Below are 16,240 nucleotides of genomic sequence, written 5' to 3'. Positions count from 1 at the left end.
ACTGCCGCAAATGCCGGGACCATCATCCGGATGATAGCAACAGGGAGCAACAGATGAATGATATCGTAGCAGAGATGCGCCTGCCAACGCAGGAGCTGCGTGATGATATTCCGTTTTTCACCAAGGTTTTGGGAATGAAAATGGATATGATCTATCCGGCCGACGACCCCAGTGTGGGCGTGTTTTCCGGCCATGGGCTGCGGTTGCGTATCGACAAGGATGCATCCGAGGCCCCCGGCACCCTGCGCATTCTCTGTGATGATCCGGATGGTTTTGCCGATGGGCAACGTCTGCTGATCGCACCCAACGGGACCCGGGTTGAAATCGAAGAGCGGCATCCGCCGATGGTGATGCCTGAAACCGTGCATAGTTTTGTGGTGCGCCGCCTCAAGGATCAGGCGCCCTGGGTCATTGGCCGCGCTGGCATGCACTACCGCGATCTGGTGCCGGATCGTCTGGGCGGGTCGATAATTGCCAGCCATATCCGCATCCCCGATGGCGGGCCGGTGCCTGATATGGTGCATTTCCACCGGGTCGGTTTTCAGCTGATCTTTTGCATCCATGGCTGGGTTGATGTGGTCTACGAGGATCAGGGCGAAAAGATGCGCCTCACCGCCGGGGATTGCTTTATCCAGCCGCCTGAGATCCGCCACCGTGTGCTCGAGGCCAGTGACAACGTTCAGGTGATCGAAATCGGTGTTCCGGCGGAACATGTGACCGAGATCGACCATGACATGACCCTGCCAACCCCGCATCTACGCCCCGACCGCGAATGGCAGGGCCAGCGTTTTGTCTACAACAGGGCCGAAGGGGCCACCTGGCAGCCGTTCCGCCTGCCGGGCTTTGACAGCCGCGACACCACGATTGCTGAAAACACCGGGGGCGTGGCAGGGGTGCAGGTGGTGCGCCCGGCCAAAGCGAGCGTGGATCCAGTCTGGACCTCCCATGACACTGATATCCACTTTACCTTTGTGATGAATGGCGCGGTGACGCTGGAGGGCGAGGGGCGCGATCCCTTCCCGCTAGAAGAGGGCGACGCCTTTGTCATTCCGCCCGGCATGAAGACACGGCTGAGGGATGCCAGCGCCGATCTTGAGCTGCTCGAGGTGAGCCTGCCGGGGGTCTTCAATACCACGGTTATGCAGGCATAATCGCAGATCACAGCGGCAGAGGCCTCTCTTTGGTGTATCTCGCTCAAAGAGGGGCTTCACCTTTGCCGCTGCTTTCCCCTATCCTGCGACCTCTTGACCAGTTGATCAAAAGCAGCGGGATACTCTGATGAGCCTCAAAGATGCAGCCCTTGCCGTGCGCAAAAACGCCCATGCGCCCTATTCCAATTTCCAGGTTGGGGCCGCGCTTCGCACGGCCTCTGGCAACATTTATGTGGGCTGCAATGTGGAAAACGTCGCCTATCCCGAAGGTACCTGCGCCGAAGCTGGGGCGATTGCAGCCATGGTTGCCGCCGGAGAGCGTGACTTGGCCGAAGTTTATGTGGTGGCCGACTGCCCCACACCGATCCCCCCCTGTGGTGGCTGCCGCCAAAAGCTGAAAGAATTCGGCGACGGTGAGGTGAAGGTCACGCTGGGAACCACTGACGGCGCTGAGACGGAAACCACCATCGGCACGCTGTTGCCGGGGGCGTTTGATCAGGGCCATATGGAACGGAGCTGACCTCATGGATGCACGTGCCATCATTGCCACCCTGCGGCGTGGGGAGCAGCCAAGTGCCGGTGACCTCAGCTGGTTTGCCGCAGGCTTGGCCAATGGCGAGGTGAGCGATGCCCAGGCTGGGGCCTTTGCCATGGCGGTGTGCCTGCAGGGGCTGGATCAACCGGGCCGCCGCGCGCTGACGCTGGCGATGCGCGACAGTGGCGATGTGCTGACATGGGATTTGCCAGGCCCGGTCCTGGATAAACACTCCACCGGCGGGGTTGGCGACAGTGTCTCTTTGCTGCTGGCGCCAGCACTTGCAGAATGTGGCGCCTATGTTCCGATGATCTCGGGGCGGGGGCTGGGCCATACCGGTGGCACGCTGGACAAGCTGGAGGCCATACCGGGGCTTTCCACTCAGGTTTCTGAAAACCGCCTGCGCCGCATCACGGCGGATGTTGGCTGTGCCATTGTAGGTGCAACCGGACGCATCGCGCCTGCGGACAAGCGGCTCTATGCCATTCGTGATGTCACCGGTACCGTCGAAAGTCTCGATCTGATCACCGCCTCGATCCTGTCAAAGAAACTGGCGGTGAGCCTGCAGGCGCTGGTGTTGGATGTGAAGATCGGCTCTGGCGCGTTCATGAAAACCCCAGAAGAGGCCCGTGCACTGGCGCGGTCTTTGGTGGACACGGCCAATGCAGCGGGCTGTCGGACCACGGCCCTTATCACCGATATGAACCAGCCGATTGCGTCCTCTCTAGGCAATGCGCTGGAAGTGATCGAGGTGATGAAGGCGCTGACCTGCGGATGTGATACGCCGCTGAGCGAAATCACCGCTGCCCTTGGCGGTGAGGTGCTGATGGATGGTGGTTTGGTGGCAAAGGCAGAGCAGGGGGAGGCCCTGATCCGCGCAGCGCTTCTGGATGGCCGTGCTGCGACACGGTTTGGCCGTATGGTGGCCGCCCAGGGCGGGCCAAAGGATTTTGCCGAAAACTGGGCGCGCTATCTGCCCGTGGCACCTGTAATCCACGAGGTCAAAGCGCCCAAATCGGGCTATGTCGCCGCTATGAACGGTGAGGCACTGGGCCTTGTGGTGGTGCAGCTTGGCGGCGGGCGTCTGGTCGAAACTGACGCGGTGGATCCGGCTGTTGGCCTGTCCGATCTGGTCCGGCTGGGGCAACATGTTGAAAAGGGTGAAATACTGGCCCGTGTGCATGCTGCCCGCGAAACTGCGGCACTGGAGGCCGAAGTGGCCGTACTGCACGCCCTGACCTTGACAGCCAAGGTGCCAGAGGTGCCGCCGCTTATTCATGAGAGGATCAGTTGATGGCTCAGGAGCTTGCAAAAGGGACGTCCAAAGATCCGCAGAACGATTTGCCGCGGGCCTTTTTGGTGGTGATGGATTCCGTTGGTATTGGCGGCGCGCCGGATGCCAGTGGGTTTTTCAATGGGGATCTTCCGGATCTGGGGGCCAATACCCTAGCACATATCGCACAGGCCTGTGCTGCAGGCCGGGCCGAGGAGGGGCGCTCTGGTCCCTTGCATCTGCCCACTCTGGATCGGCTTGGCCTGGGGGCCGCGATGCGGCTGGCCTCATCGGTACCGTTTCCCGGATTAACCGCAGTGCCAGAGGGGCTGTGGGGCTGCGCCGCCGAGGTGAGCCCAGGCAAGGATACTCCGTCTGGCCATTGGGAGTTGGCCGGGGTGCCGGTGCCCTGGGACTGGTGTTTCTTTCCCGACACCCTGCCGGCCTTTCCGACGGATCTTGCGGATCATGTTGCGCGCGCCGCAGGCAGCACCGGGATTTTGGGCAATTGCCATGCTTCCGGCACCGAAATCATCGCCCGCCTTGGGGCGCAGCATATGCAGACAGGGCAGCCGATCTGCTACACTTCGGCCGATAGCGTGTTTCAGATTGCCGCCCATGAAGAGAGTTTTGGACTGGAGCGCCTGCTGGATCTCTGCCGTGCAGTGGCGCCGCGCCTGCATGAGATGAAGGTCGGCCGGGTCATCGCACGCCCCTTTGTCGGAAATCCGCAGGAGGGGTTCAGCCGGACCGCCAATCGCCGCGATTTTGCAATTCCGCCACCGGCGCCGGTGCTGACCAATTGGGTGCAGGACGCGGGGCGGCGCGTGCATGCCATCGGCAAGATCGGCGATATCTTCAGCATGTCCGGCATTGATACGCTCAGCAAAGGCCCTGACGCGGCGCTGATGCAGCAACTGGCCGCTGGCATTGACGATGCCGAAGGTGGCAGCCTGACATTCGCCAATTTTGTCGAATTCGACAGTCTTTATGGCCATCGCCGGGATATATCGGGCTATGCCCGCGCGCTGGAATGGTTCGATGCTGAACTGGGCAAGCTGCTGCCACGCCTGCGCCCCACTGATATGCTGGTGTTGACGGCAGATCACGGCAATGACCCCAGCTGGCCGGGCACCGATCATACGCGCGAACAGGTGCCGGTTCTGGTGGCTGGGTGCGGCACCGGTTGCATCGGGCAGCGTGGATTTGTCGATGTCGCAGCCTCGATCGCGGCGCATCTGGGCGTTACGGCGCAAGGCCCCGGCAAGAGCTTTCTTTGACCAACAGATCAAAACCGGCTTGCCCCCAAGGGGTGAGCCCGCATAAGACCCGCACAGGAAACGTCGGAATTCATAGTAGGAGACAGCCCAAATGAGCGACCATCTGACCGTTGTTGATCACCCGCTGGTACAGCACAAGCTCACTCTGATGCGCGACAAGGGCACATCGACTGCCGAGTTCCGCCGCCTGCTGCATGAGATCACTCAGCTGCTGGCCTATGAGATCACCCGCGAGATGCCGCTGACCACCACCACCATCGACACGCCGATGGAAGAAATGGTCGCACCCATCCTCGCAGGCAAGAAACTGGCGCTGGTCTCGATCCTGCGCGCAGGCAACGGCATGCTGGACGGCGTGCTGGAACTGGTGCCTTCGGCCCGCGTTGGCTTTGTCGGTCTTTACCGCGATGAAGAAACGCTGCAGCCGGTGCAGTATTACTTCAAAGCCCCGAAAGAGCTGAACGACCGGCTGGTTATTGCTGTGGATCCAATGCTGGCCACGGGCAATTCTTCGGCAGCAGCGATTGATCTGTTGAAAGAGGCTGGTGCAACCAACATCCGATTCCTGTGCTTGCTGGCCGCCCCAGAAGGTGTTGCGCGCATGAAAGAAGCGCATCCGGATGTGCCGATCGTCACGGCTTCGCTTGATCGCGAGCTGAACGAGAAGGGCTATATCATGCCTGGCCTCGGGGATGCGGGTGACCGGATGTTCGGCACCAAATAGGGCGCATGCCAATCGCTAAGTGCTTGCGGTGATTGGGCAACTATTTGCCCGATTGCCGCCTTATTGTTGCCAAACCCGACTTTACTACATCTGGGTTTTGAGGCATTCTTTCCCCAGATGTTGTGGGGTTGGGTATGAAAATCACAAGAATTGTCGCGCTTGCCATTATCGCTGCCTCCGCCAGTCTTGCAGCAGGGCAATCCGGGTTGCAGGCGCAGACCCTGCGATCCGCTGGCCCCCCGGCGGAATATCCGCCTGCCTCTTTTCAGGGCAAGCAATATGTCGACAGTCGCGGTTGCATCTATATTCGTGCGGGTATCGACGGCAATGTGAACTGGGTGCCGCGCGTCACGCGCAGCCGCAAACAGATTTGCGGCTACAAGCCGACGCAGGTCGCAGGCACCACGGCCCGCCCGGCGCGGAATGCGACTTCAGAAGCACCGGAACAGATCACGCTGGCTCCACCGGAGCAGACAGGACGCCAGACCAGCAGCCAGACCAGCAGCCAGGTCGGCAATCAGGGCTCTGATGTTGCCTCGGCCTCTGGCGGTGCGTCCAGAAAACCGGTTCCAGTTGTTTCCCAGCCAGTGCCAAAGCCGACAAGATCCGCGCCTGTGGTGGTGACCACAACCAAACCGCAGCGCTCTGCTCGGAGGGCCACAACAGCACAAACAAAACCGGCGCCGCGTCGGCCAGCTGCGGGCCAGCCGGTTGCTGGCCAACCTGTCACCGTCCGGCCGGTTGCGCTCCAACCTGCATACAGGCAGGCGGCGGCCACCTCGCAGGGAAATACCCAGGGTGCCTGCGCCGGGATTTCGGCGATCAGCCGACAGTATTCGAACAGGGCCGGTCTGCGCTGTGGCCCACAGGCGCAATCCCCCGTGACCTATGGCAGTGGTTCTTACCGCAGCACAGGTCGGCGTCCCTCGCAGGTGCTGGCCCCCAATACCCGTGTTTTGCCGACACATGTCTATGAAGATCGCCGCCACAGTCAGGGCCTGACCCCGCCGCCGGGCTACCGCGTCGCCTGGGAGGATGACCGGTTGAACCTGCGGCGCGCTGAACGGGACCTGCAGCCCAGGATCGTGGAAAATGGGCTCGAAGTGCCAGCGGGATTTGTCGCCGTGAACCGGCATGACAATCGGATGAACCCGTTGCGGGGAATCCGCACCGATAATGGCGAAGCCCAAATGGCGGCAATCTGGCAAGAAGGTGTGCCGCGCAAACTGGTTCCACTACCGCAGGATCGCCAGACTGTGGTTTTGACAAACACGGGGCGCGACCGTTTTGAAGGCGATGTCAGCCGCAACAGTTTGGCACTGCGTCTGTCCAGCCGCTCTGAGCCGGGAAGCAGCTTGCAGGATGCAAAACAGCCTGCAGCTCAGGAGGTGACGCGGCGCTATGTGCGCGCAGCGACCTATGTTGATGCGGCGCAGGCGCAAAAGGCAGCCCGTGCTTTGGCAGCACAAGGCCTGCCAGTGCGACTTGGCGAAGTTTCGCGGCAAGGAGTTCCTTACAAGGTTGTTCTTGCAGGACCTTTCCCGGATCTGCAAAGCGCCAAAACCGCCTTGCAGCAGCTGCGTGCAGCTGGCCACAGCGGCGCGCGCATCAGCAAATAGTCTGCGCGGTTAGTTGGAACAGCTCTGGCGGGTCCCCGGTCAGAGGATCTCGGTCAGAGGATCTCGGTCAGAGGATCTCTGACCTGAACCCCTTCGCCCAGCGAGCTCAGGCAGGCGCGTATTTCGGCTACGGAACCTGGGCAGCTAATGAGTTGGTAGGTCTGAGTTTTAGCCGCAAATATTTTGCAGCTGAACCCAGTCGCGATCATTGAGAACTGGTTCAAGTGCGCGTCCGGCCATCGGGTCCGCCTCGATCAGACCCAAAGTGGTCTCTCCGGTTACATCCAAGGCATAGGCATAGGGTGTAGAGGGAATGGCTGCGCGGGCAAATTCTGCCAGCAATAGATCATCAGCCAGGGCCGGGCGTGGGTATGCCAAAACCGATTCCGAATAGGCATCAAGGGTCTCACGCTGCAGCTCGCCGGTGGTCAGCAACCTGAAAGAGGCCATGGCCCCACCAGCGGCCAGCAGTTCAGCCAGAGGTTCATGCTGGGTAGCACGGGCCCGTTCTGCCAGAATTGCCCCGGCGGCGACGGCAGGATCTTCGAAATCTTCGACCAGGCTGCGGTTGAGCAGAACAATGCCGCCGGGCAGATGCAGGCTGCTGGCCACACCCGCACGCATGATGACCAGCTGGCGGACCCCGGTGCGGGCTGCCAGTTTGGCCAGAATTGGCGTGGCCTCAGGCGTGGCGCAGGCCTGGCCCGAGACCCGTTCGATCCGCCCCAAAAGCGCCTGCCCAATGGCTTTGGTTTTGATCTCTGGCACGACATTGACGGCGTGGGCCTGCATCAGGCTGGGCAGCCAAAAGACAATGATCAACCCGACAAAAGCCAATGTGCCAAGAATGCTGAATAGCCGCAGGCGACCGGGGTGGGCACGGGTCCGGTCGATGGCGTGTCGCACGCGCTCGATTGCCTCCAGCATGGTCGTTTCATCCTGGGGGATTTCCAGCGTTTCTCCGGGGTCGCCATCGGGGTGAAACAGTGCCGGAAAGACGCCGGGATTGGCGCGCTCAACAGCCGCCAGCGACCAATGCGCCAGCGGGCGGTCCTGCATATCGGTGATAGTCAGGGTGGCGTCACCTACTGAGATGATCACATCGCGGCGTTGTGCTTCGGGGCTTGCACGCCACAGGCCTGCGGCCTCCAGTCGTTCAAATTCCCTGAGAGCGGTCATTCTGCCTGCCTGTTTTGCCAGTTGTCATTGCCGGGTATCGGTGGCCTGATCCTAGCATGCGGGCTGGGCAGGCGGCAAATGGCTTTGCCTGCCAAATGCCGCTCTGCGTTGTGATTTTTGCCCCCATACCCGCAGGTGGAGACGCATTTGTTGCTTTCACAGCGCTTTGGCGGCCGTGCGCAGCTCAAACTTCTGGATTTTCCCGGTCGAGGTTTTGGGTAATTCCTGAAACACCACCTTCTTTGGCGCTTTGAAGCCAGCCAGGGTTTCGCGGGCAAAGGCGATCAGCGCGGCCTCAGTGACCTCGGCATCCTCTTTCAGCTCGACAAAGGCGCAGGGCACCTCTCCCCATTTGTCGTCGGGCTTGGCCACCACGGCGGCCAGGTTCACGGCCGGATGGCCCATCAACACGCTTTCGACTTCGACCGAGGAGATGTTTTCGCCGCCGGAGATAATGATATCCTTGGCGCGGTCGGCGATCTGGATATAGCCATCTGGGTGCTGAACCGCGATGTCGCCGGAATGGAAATAGCCGCCGGCAAAGGCCTCGGCGGTGGCTTCGGGGTTCTTCAGATATCCCTTCATGACCGAGTTGCCGCGCATGACGATTTCGCCCTGATCAGAGCCATTTTTGGCGATCTGGTTCATATCGTCGTCGAGCACGGTAATATGGTCCATCATCGGGAAGGCTACGCCCTGACGCGCCTTGATGGCGGCGCGGCCCTGATGGTCCAGCCCGTCCCATTTGTCGCCCTTCCACAGGCATTCGGTGACATGGCCATAGGTCTCGGTCAGGCCATAGACCTGGGTGACATGGAAGCCGAGCGTTTCGATCTTTTGCAAGGTGGCGGGGGCAGGTGGCGCACCGGCGGTAAAGACCTCGACGGTGTGGTCAAAGGCGCGGCGCTCTTCTTCTTTGGCGTTGACCAGCAGGTTCAGCACAATCGGCGCACCACCGAAATGGGTCACGCCATGATCGGCAATGGCATTGTAGATCGCCTCGGGCGTGATGTTGCGGCAGCAGACCAGCGTGCCGCCCAGCACCGGCATCATCCAGGTGTGGTTCCAGCCATTGCAGTGAAACAGCGGCACAATTGCCAGGTACACAGGGTTCATGACCATCCGCCAAGAGATCACTGTGCCCATGGTCATAAGATAAGCGCCGCGATGGTGATAGACCACGCCCTTGGGGCGGCCGGTGGTGCCGGAAGTATAGTTCAGCGCCAGGCTTTCCCATTCGTCCTGAGGCATGATCCAGTCGAAATCATGTTCGGCAGTGTCCAGCACGTCTTCATAGGCGGGGTGACGTCCGGTGGCGACAAACCCGGCCTGCGGGTCAGGCACTTCGATCAGCAGCGGTGGCTTGCCCTCCATGCGCGCGGCGGCGGCTTCGGCCAGGTCAAGGAATTCGGTATCAACCAGAACTACCTTGGCGCCGCCATGGTCAAAGATATAGGCGACGGTATCCACATCCAGCCGGGTGTTGATGGTGTTGAGCACAGCCCCGCAGGCAGGCACACCAAAATGCGCTTCGGCCTGGGCCGGGAGGTTGGGGATCAGCGTGGCGACCACATCACCGGGCTTCACTCCCATCCCTGCCAACGCCGAGGCCAGCCGGGTGCATCGGTCATAATAGGCGGCATAGGTCTTGCGATGCGTGCCATAGATGACGGCCGGTACGTCGCCAAAAACATGTGCGGCCCGGCGTAGATGCGAAAGCGGTGTCAGCGGCACATAATTCGCGGCGGTTTTCTCCAGTCCCGCCTCATCAGCCATCCATCCCATCAGCTTTCCTCCCCTAAGTCTTTCACGTGATTCTTTGGTATGTCGGTTTGAGGACAGATAATGATCAAAGTTGCGGGCATTGAAAGGGATATGAAACAAGTTGTATCTCTTCCCTCCCATGCGGGTAATCAAACTGCGGCAGCGCAGGCGATGCTGGCGGCCATGGCGATTATTGGCGTCACCGACAATGCCGTGCCCTTGATGGCCGAAACCATCGGGTTGGGGCAGTTCTATCTGCTGCGCACGCTGGTGGCCCTGCCGATCCTCTGGGCAATGTCGCAAATGGGATTTGGAACGCTGTTGCCGCATCGGGTTGGCGCTGTTGTGTTGCGTGCCATGTTGGTGGCGACCTCAATGGTGTTTTATTTCTCCGCTGTCGCCTTGATGCCGATTGCCCAGGCGCTGGCCGGGCTGTTTACCTCGCCGATCATCATCGTTGTGGTTTCCGTACTGTTCATGCGGCTGCGGATCGGTTTGGTGCGCATCGCCGCAGTTATCGGCGGCTTTGTCGGGGTGATGTTTGTGTTGCAGCCGGATTTTTCCGCCTTTGACTGGATGATCCTGCTGCCCGTCGCAGGTGGGTTCTTTTATGCGCTGGGATCGATCGTGACCGGCACCATATGCAAGGACGAAAGCACGGTGTCGATGCTGTTTGTCTATCTGCTGGCGCAGGGGATGATTGGGGGGCTGTTTCTTGCTGGGATCGAGCTATGGCCACTGCCGGTGGCCGAAGGGGCCGAGGGTTTTGTCACTCGTGGCTGGGTCTGGCCGGTCTGGGAGATGTCGCATCTGATCCTGTTGCAGGGCTTTGCTGCCGTTGGCGGCGTATTCCTGATCACCAAGGCCTATCAGCTGGGCGAGGCGTCTTTTGTGGCGGTGTTTGAATATTCGGTGCTGCTGGTTGGCCCGGCAATTGCCTGGCTGGCCTATGGGCAGGTTCTCAACTTTGGTCAGATCTTTGGCATCGGGCTGATTGTACTGGCGGGATCAACGCTGGCGCTGCGCTCGTCCAAAGGGGCCTGACACTAAAGCAGGCAGTGGGCGTTTCCTTTCGCGCAACAGCGGCTTAACCTGCGCGGATGATCCTGTCGCGCGGCCGCAAATTTCTGTTCATCCATATCCCAAAAACCGGGGGCACGTCGCTGGCGTTGGCGCTGGAGGCGCGCGCCATGGCTGATGATATGATGCTGGGCGACACGCCCAAGGCCCGCAAGCGGCGGCGCAAACTGCAAGGCGCACAAGTGGCCGGGCGGCTATGGAAACATGCGACACTGGCCGATATCGCGGGGCTTGTTCCCGACGAAGAGCTGCGCCGCCTGTTTACCTTTACCTTAGTGCGCAACCCTTGGGACCGGGCCGTTAGCTATTATCACTGGCTGCGCAGTCAAAGCTTTGACCATGCTGCCGTGACACTGGCCAAGACACAGAGCTTTCGTGACTTTATCCTGACACCAGAGATATTGCGCAGCTTTGAGGCCAATGCGGCCTCTAGTTATATGCGTCACGCCGACGGGCAGGAACAATGCCAGGCCTATATTCGTATTGAGCAGTTTCACAGCGATGCACGCCCGCTGTTTAAACACCTGGGATTTGATCTGACATTGCCGCGTGCCAATGCATCCGGTCGGCTGGCCGACTGGCGTGGCTACTATGATGGCGCAACAGAAGCAGCGATTGCTGCGGCCTGCGCCGAAGAAATCGCGCAATTTGAATATTCTTTTAACGATTTCGACCTAGCCTTGAGTCAACAGCGCCGCTCGTCAGACTGAACGGATCACAGGATCCACCTTCATTTGGACCGGCGCAGACATGGGAAGCAGCGCCATTGCAAGGGGTTAGCCCTGCGCGGGACGGGAAGGAGTTGAGATGCTGGATTGGTTTCAAAAACGGATGAGCCAGGGATTCGACCTTACCATTCCACCGGTTGCGGTGGGCCAGGGCGGATTTCTGAGCGGCACCCACGTGGCCTCCAACCTGGGCTGGCGCCCGGTCGAAGCGCTGTGTGCGGGCGATAAGGTCCTCACCTTTGATCATGGTATGCAGACCGTGGTCGAGATGGTGCGCGAAAGTGTCCGGCTTGATGCAGGTGAAATCGACCCCAGCCGCTGTCCGATGCATATCCCGCGCGACGCTTTGAACAACCGTGTGCCGATGTGGCTGATGCCGGATCAGGGCGTGCTTATGGAAAGCGATCTGATTGAGGACCACCAGGGTGACCCCTTTGCCGTGGTGCCGGCCTCAACGCTGGATGGCTACCGTGGCATTTGCCGCCTGCATCCCAGTGCACCGCTGGAGCTGGTGACACCGCGTTTTGAACAGGATGAGGTGGTCTACCTTGAGGCGGGGCTTTTGGGGTTTTGCCCGGCGCCACGCGATCTATTCACCATCGGCATTGAGCTGCGCGAAGACCTGTACCGGGTCCTGCCTCTTGAGGAAGCCAGCGAGCTGATCACGGCGATGACAATGTCGGAAACCCTGATGACAGGGCAGGGCATGGCAGCCATGACGCCGGGTGCCTTTCAGCTGTAAAACCTGAGGGTCAGGCAAGGCTTCAGTCTGCTGGCGTCCAAATTCAGAATAATCGAGCAGTAAAACGCCGTCTTAGGGCCATCTTCGGATGGTTTCAGGGCGGTGTTTTTCTGTGTGGGTCGTTCTGGACGGCACAAACTGGAAGGCACAAACTGGAAGGCACAAACTGGACGGTACAAAGAAATCGGCCGCTCCCATCAGGGGCGGCCGAGACGTGTTTTTGAATGTGTCAGACGAATGTCTGATCGCTTTGGGTCGCCTTAGGCGGCAGAGGCCGCGTCCGGGTTGAAGCGCCCGTAGAAGGTCTGACCCTTTGCCGCCATGTCGCGCAACAGGTCGGGGCAGGCAAAACGCTCACCATAAGCCTCGGTCAGCTGATCACACCGTTCGGCTGCATAGGGTGTTCCGATGATGTCGAGCCAGGACAGTGGGCCGCCGGACCATGGCGCAAAGCCCCAGGCCAGAACCGCGCCCACATCGCCTTCGCGGATGTCTTCCAGCACGCCTTCTTCCAGCGCCCGGACCGCTTCCAGCACCTGGGCAAACATCAGACGTTCCTGCACCTCAATGAGGTCAGGCTGATCCTCCAGCAGCGGGTATTTGTCCTGCATGCCTTTCCAGTAGCCGGTGCGCTTGCCCTTGTCGTCATAGTCAAAGAAGCCGGCGTTGGATTTGCGCCCCAAACGGCCGAGATCTTCCATCCAGAAGATCATGTCATCCGCTGGGCTTTCGGGGTATTCATTGCCCATGGCGGCCTTGGTCGCGCGGGCAATCTTGGCGCCCAGATCGATCGAGGTCTCATCGGTCAGCTGAATGGGGCCAACAGGGAAGCCAAGCTGACGCGCGGCATTGTCGATCAACACCGGCGACACACCTTCGGTTATCATCCGCGCGCCTTCATTCACGTAAGGGATGATGCAGCGGTTGGCATAGAAGAAACGCGCGTCATTGACGACGATGGGCGTCTTCTTGATCTGGCGCACATAGTCCAGCGCCTTGGCGACGGCACGAGGGCCGGTTTCCTTGCCCTTGATGATCTCCACCAGGAACATTTTCTCCACCGGAGAGAAGAAGTGGATGCCGATGAACTGCTCTGGGCGCACGGATGCCTTTGCCAGATCAGAGATCGGCAGGGTCGATGTGTTGGAGGCAAAGATGCAATCCTCTGGGATGATCGCCTCAACCTTTTTGGTCATCTCGGCCTTCACGGCAGGATCCTCGAATACCGCCTCAATGATCAGATCGCAGCCTTTCAGCGCGTCAAGATCAGGGGTGGCGGTGATGCGCGCCAGCATCGCCTCTTTCTTCTCTGCGGTGACCTTGCCGCGCTTCATCCCCTTGTCGAGGTAGCTTTCGGTATAGGCCTTGCCCTTGTCGGCGGCGGCTTGATCGCGGTCGATCAGGACGACCTCCATACCGGCCTGCGCTGAGACCAGCGCAATGCCCGCGCCCATCATGCCTGCACCCAGCACCCCGAGTTTCTGCACGCGCTGATCGGGGATATCTTTGGGACGCACCGCGCCTTTTTCCAGCGCTTCCTTGTTGATGAACAGCGAGCGGATCATGGCACCGGACGAGGGGTTCATCAGCACGGAAGTGAACCAACGCGCTTCAATCTTCAGTGCGGTGTCAAAATCAACCAGCGCGCCTTCATAGACCGCAGAGAGCAGCGCCTTGGCGGCCGGGAAGGCGCCTTGGGTCTTGCCATGCACCATGGCAGAGGCACCAACGAAGTTCATGAAGCCAGCAGGGTGATAGGGCGCGCCACCGGGCATCTTGTAGCCCTTTGCATCCCAGGGTTTCACCAGATCAGCACCAGAGGCATTCAGCACCCACTCTTTGGCGGCGGCAACGGGATCGGCGGCGATCTCGTCAACATAGCCCGCACCCTTGGCCTTTTTCACGTCCAGCATCTTGCCTTCCAGCAACAAAGGCGCGGCAGCAATTGCGCCGACTTTGCGCACCATGCGGGTGGTGCCACCGGCACCGGGGAAAATGCCAACCATGATTTCAGGCAGGCCATATTTGGCCTTGGGGTTTTCAGCGGCAAAGATGCGATGGGTTGCCAGGGGCAGCTCCATGCCGATGCCGGCGGCGGTGCCGGGCAGGGCGGCGGCGATTGGCTTGCCGCCTTTTTTGGTTTTCAGATCCATGCCAGCAAGTTCGATCTTGCGCAGCAGGGCATGCATTTTCATGGTGCCTTCAAACAGGCCCCGCGCAGGCTCATCGCCGGCCTCTTCCTTCATCACGGCCAGCAGGTTCAGATCCATGCCGCCGGCAAATGTGCCCTCTTTGCCAGAGGTGATCACCACGCCTTTGATCTCGTCATCAGCCAGCGCCTGATCAATGCAGGCCTCCAGTTGCGAGAGCCCGTCAAAGGACATCACGTTCATGGTTTTTCCGGGCACATCCCAGGTGATGATGCCGACGCCATCTGCGTCCTTGGAAAGCGTAAACTCAGTCATGTTTCGTCTCCGATCTGGTCAGCCGTCAGTGGGCTGCCGTCTTTACGGGTGAAAGAAGAGCCTTCAGGCCCCATCTCAACCATCATATCCATATCGCTGTAGAAAGCGGTTTCAGTCGGGGTCCGCGTGCCCACCACCAGGAATGTGGCAGGCGCGTCGGTTGTGTTCTTCAGGTGATGGCCATTGGCCTCACCGGCTGGAAAGGCGGCGCAGTCGCCCGGCAGCATCGCATGCTCCCCCTGATCGTCGATCAGGGTGCAGGCACCACTTACCATCATCAGGAATTCATCCTGCTGCATGTGGTAGTGGCGCAATGACGACAGCCCACCGGGTTCAAGCCGCACGATATTGACGCCAGATTGGGTCAAACCGCTGGCATCCCCAATGCGCTGCACGAAACGACCTGCGGTCGCCTCGGCCAGCTTTCCAGGGTAGCTGGAGCCGCCCTGAAAGGGGATTTGTGCCAGATCCAGCTTGGGCATCAGACCCGCTCGATGATTGTCGCGGCACCCATGCCGGAGGCGATGCAGAGCGTGGCCAGACCCATCTCTTTGTCCTGACGCTCCAGCTCATCCAGCAGGGTGCCGATGATCATGGCCCCTGTGGCGCCCAGCGGGTGGCCCATGGCGATAGAGCCGCCATTGGGGTTGATCACTGCTGGGTCCACATCAAAGGCCTGCTGGAAGCGCATGACAACGCTTGCAAAAGCCTCGTTAACCTCAAAGAGATCCAGATCGGAAATCACCATACCATTGTCGGCGAGGATCTTCTGGGTCACAGGCACCGGGCCGGTCAGCATGATGGTGGGATCGGTGCCGATCTTGGCGGTGGCCTTGATGCGCGCGCGGGGCTTCAGGCCATATTGCTCACCAAATTCCTTGTTGCCAATCAGCACGGCAGCCGCACCATCCACGATACCCGAAGAGTTGCCGGCGTGGTGGATGTGGTTGATCCGCTCCAGATGCGGGTACTTCAGCATTGCGACCTTGTCGAAACCAGGCATCTGCTCGCCCATCATCTGGAACGAGGCATTCAGGCCACCAAGCGACTGCATGTCTGTGCCGGGGCGCATGTATTCATCGCGATCCAGAATGGCGATGCCGTTCTGGTCGCGTACGGTGATCACCGATTTGGCAAACCGATTGTCGTCCCAGGCGGCCTTGGCGCGACGCTGGCTTTCAACCGCCAGGGCATCTGCCTGCTCGCGGGTGAAACCGTATTCGGTGGCAATGATATCGGCCGAGATGCCCTGTGGCACAAAATAGGTGTCCATCGCCAGCGAAGGATCTACTGCGATAGCCGCCCCATCAGAGCCCATAGCAACGCGGCCCATCATCTCAACACCGCCAGCGATATAGGCTTGGCCTGCGCCACCCTTTACCTGGTTGGCCGCAAGGTTCACAGCTTCCATGCCGGAAGCGCAGAACCGGTTGATCGCAAGGCCGGGAATGGTTTCGTCCAGATCCGAGGCCAGCACAGCAGAGCGCGCCAGACAGCCACCCTGTTCCATGACCTGGGTCACGTTGCCCCAGATCACATCCTCAACGGCGTGACCTTCGAGGTTGTTGCGCTCTTTCAGCGCGTTCAGTGTCAGGGCGGAGAGCCGCACAGAGGTCACCTCGTGCAGCGCGCCATCCTTGCGGCCTTTGCCACGCGGGGTGCGAATGGCGTCGTAGATATAAGCTTCGGTCATGAGTGTC

The 16,240-nt window shown here is 60.2% G+C and carries 14 protein-coding genes; 9 read left to right on the top strand and 5 right to left on the bottom strand.

The genetic code is table 11. The features are described from left to right. Positions 1–53: 53 nt before the first annotated feature. The 6 genes from PH5382_RS00850 (at position 54) to PH5382_RS00825 (ending at position 6,582) form a co-directional block, all read left to right on the top strand. Positions 54–1,151: a cupin domain-containing protein gene (locus PH5382_RS00850; RefSeq protein WP_058332449.1), complete on the top strand. Its 1,098-nt coding sequence runs from the start codon at positions 54–56 to the stop codon at positions 1,149–1,151. Between the two features lie 127 nt (positions 1,152–1,278). Further along, on the top strand, positions 1,279–1,671 hold the full coding sequence (locus tag PH5382_RS00845; protein ID WP_058332448.1) for a cytidine deaminase: 393 nt from the start codon (positions 1,279–1,281) through the stop codon (positions 1,669–1,671). A gap of 4 nt (positions 1,672–1,675) precedes the next feature. Then, positions 1,676–2,980 (top strand): thymidine phosphorylase, encoded by a 1,305-nt coding sequence (locus PH5382_RS00840; RefSeq protein ID WP_058332447.1) that lies wholly within the window; start codon positions 1,676–1,678, stop codon positions 2,978–2,980. A 47-nt stretch (positions 2,981–3,027) separates the two neighbouring features. Further along, positions 3,028–4,239: a phosphopentomutase gene (locus tag PH5382_RS00835; protein WP_058332657.1), complete on the top strand. Its 1,212-nt coding sequence runs from the start codon at positions 3,028–3,030 to the stop codon at positions 4,237–4,239. 91 nt (positions 4,240–4,330) lie between these two features. Next, positions 4,331–4,963, top strand: a complete 633-nt coding sequence (gene upp, locus PH5382_RS00830; RefSeq protein ID WP_058332446.1) for a uracil phosphoribosyltransferase — start codon at positions 4,331–4,333, stop codon at positions 4,961–4,963. A 134-nt stretch (positions 4,964–5,097) separates the two neighbouring features. Continuing rightward, a complete protein-coding gene (locus PH5382_RS00825; protein ID WP_058332445.1) occupies positions 5,098–6,582 on the top strand; it encodes an SPOR domain-containing protein in 1,485 nt (494 codons plus the stop codon). Between the two features lie 168 nt (positions 6,583–6,750). On the opposite strand, the gene PH5382_RS00820 is transcribed toward PH5382_RS00825, so the two are convergent. Together PH5382_RS00820 and PH5382_RS00815 are read right to left on the bottom strand one after the other, a co-directional pair. After that, positions 6,751–7,761, bottom strand: a complete 1,011-nt coding sequence (locus PH5382_RS00820) for a hypothetical protein (RefSeq protein ID WP_058332444.1) — start codon at positions 7,759–7,761, stop codon at positions 6,751–6,753. Between the two features lie 156 nt (positions 7,762–7,917). Further along, a complete protein-coding gene (locus tag PH5382_RS00815) occupies positions 7,918–9,546 on the bottom strand; it encodes an AMP-binding protein (protein ID WP_058332443.1) in 1,629 nt (542 codons plus the stop codon). A 90-nt stretch (positions 9,547–9,636) separates the two neighbouring features. On the opposite strand from PH5382_RS00815, the gene PH5382_RS00810 reads away from it, so the two are divergent. The 3 genes from PH5382_RS00810 to PH5382_RS00800 all read left to right on the top strand — a co-directional run bounded on the left by PH5382_RS00810 (position 9,637) and on the right by PH5382_RS00800 (position 12,075). Next, positions 9,637–10,569, top strand: a complete 933-nt coding sequence (locus PH5382_RS00810; protein ID WP_058332656.1) for a DMT family transporter — start codon at positions 9,637–9,639, stop codon at positions 10,567–10,569. Between the two features lie 56 nt (positions 10,570–10,625). Next, positions 10,626–11,315 (top strand): sulfotransferase family 2 domain-containing protein, encoded by a 690-nt coding sequence (locus PH5382_RS00805; RefSeq protein WP_058332442.1) that lies wholly within the window; start codon positions 10,626–10,628, stop codon positions 11,313–11,315. A 97-nt stretch (positions 11,316–11,412) separates the two neighbouring features. After that, positions 11,413–12,075, top strand: coding sequence for a Hint domain-containing protein (locus PH5382_RS00800; RefSeq protein WP_058332441.1), 663 nt, complete (start codon positions 11,413–11,415; stop codon positions 12,073–12,075). Between the two features lie 260 nt (positions 12,076–12,335). Here the strand turns inward: PH5382_RS00800 and PH5382_RS00795 are convergent, their stop codons facing one another. Genes PH5382_RS00795 through PH5382_RS00785 form a run of 3 tightly spaced genes read right to left on the bottom strand, consistent with a single transcriptional unit; the run spans position 12,336 to position 16,233 of the window. Then, the gene (locus PH5382_RS00795; RefSeq protein ID WP_058332440.1) at positions 12,336–14,540 is read right to left on the bottom strand and encodes a 3-hydroxyacyl-CoA dehydrogenase NAD-binding domain-containing protein; all 2,205 of its coding nucleotides are present in this window, start codon (positions 14,538–14,540) and stop codon (positions 12,336–12,338) included. After that, positions 14,537–15,022: a cupin domain-containing protein gene (locus tag PH5382_RS00790; RefSeq protein WP_058332439.1), complete on the bottom strand. Its 486-nt coding sequence runs from the start codon at positions 15,020–15,022 to the stop codon at positions 14,537–14,539. Before PH5382_RS00790 ends, PH5382_RS00795 begins: the two co-directional genes overlap by 4 nt. Next, positions 15,022–16,233, bottom strand: coding sequence for an acetyl-CoA C-acetyltransferase (locus PH5382_RS00785; RefSeq protein WP_058332438.1), 1,212 nt, complete (start codon positions 16,231–16,233; stop codon positions 15,022–15,024). Before PH5382_RS00785 ends, PH5382_RS00790 begins: the two co-directional genes overlap by 1 nt. Positions 16,234–16,240: the final 7 nt, after the last annotated feature.

The organism is Phaeobacter sp. CECT 5382 (assembly GCF_001457775.1).
GTDB lineage: Bacteria > Pseudomonadota > Alphaproteobacteria > Rhodobacterales > Rhodobacteraceae > Pseudophaeobacter.
Note: the sequence above shows the minus strand (reverse complement) of the source record. Positions and strands in the feature narration are given on the sequence as shown.

What these genes read in the sequence shown, in the direction of transcription:
- PH5382_RS00850 (WP_058332449.1), top strand. Translation starts at nt 54, where the DNA reads ATGAATGATATCGTAGCAGAGATGCGCCTGCCAACGCAGGAGCTGCGT.
- PH5382_RS00845 (WP_058332448.1), top strand. Translation starts at nt 1,279, where the DNA reads ATGAGCCTCAAAGATGCAGCCCTTGCCGTGCGCAAAAACGCCCATGCG.
- PH5382_RS00840 (WP_058332447.1), top strand. Translation starts at nt 1,676, where the DNA reads ATGGATGCACGTGCCATCATTGCCACCCTGCGGCGTGGGGAGCAGCCA.
- upp (WP_058332446.1), top strand. Translation starts at nt 4,331, where the DNA reads ATGAGCGACCATCTGACCGTTGTTGATCACCCGCTGGTACAGCACAAG.
- PH5382_RS00825 (WP_058332445.1), top strand. Translation starts at nt 5,098, where the DNA reads ATGAAAATCACAAGAATTGTCGCGCTTGCCATTATCGCTGCCTCCGCC.
- PH5382_RS00820 (WP_058332444.1), bottom strand. Translation starts at nt 7,761, where the DNA reads ATGACCGCTCTCAGGGAATTTGAACGACTGGAGGCCGCAGGCCTGTGG.
- PH5382_RS00815 (WP_058332443.1), bottom strand. Translation starts at nt 9,546, where the DNA reads ATGGGATGGATGGCTGATGAGGCGGGACTGGAGAAAACCGCCGCGAAT.
- PH5382_RS00810 (WP_058332656.1), top strand. Translation starts at nt 9,637, where the DNA reads ATGAAACAAGTTGTATCTCTTCCCTCCCATGCGGGTAATCAAACTGCG.
- PH5382_RS00805 (WP_058332442.1), top strand. Translation starts at nt 10,626, where the DNA reads ATGATCCTGTCGCGCGGCCGCAAATTTCTGTTCATCCATATCCCAAAA.
- PH5382_RS00800 (WP_058332441.1), top strand. Translation starts at nt 11,413, where the DNA reads ATGCTGGATTGGTTTCAAAAACGGATGAGCCAGGGATTCGACCTTACC.
- PH5382_RS00795 (WP_058332440.1), bottom strand. Translation starts at nt 14,540, where the DNA reads ATGACTGAGTTTACGCTTTCCAAGGACGCAGATGGCGTCGGCATCATC.
- PH5382_RS00790 (WP_058332439.1), bottom strand. Translation starts at nt 15,022, where the DNA reads ATGCCCAAGCTGGATCTGGCACAAATCCCCTTTCAGGGCGGCTCCAGC.
- PH5382_RS00785 (WP_058332438.1), bottom strand. Translation starts at nt 16,233, where the DNA reads ATGACCGAAGCTTATATCTACGACGCCATTCGCACCCCGCGTGGCAAA.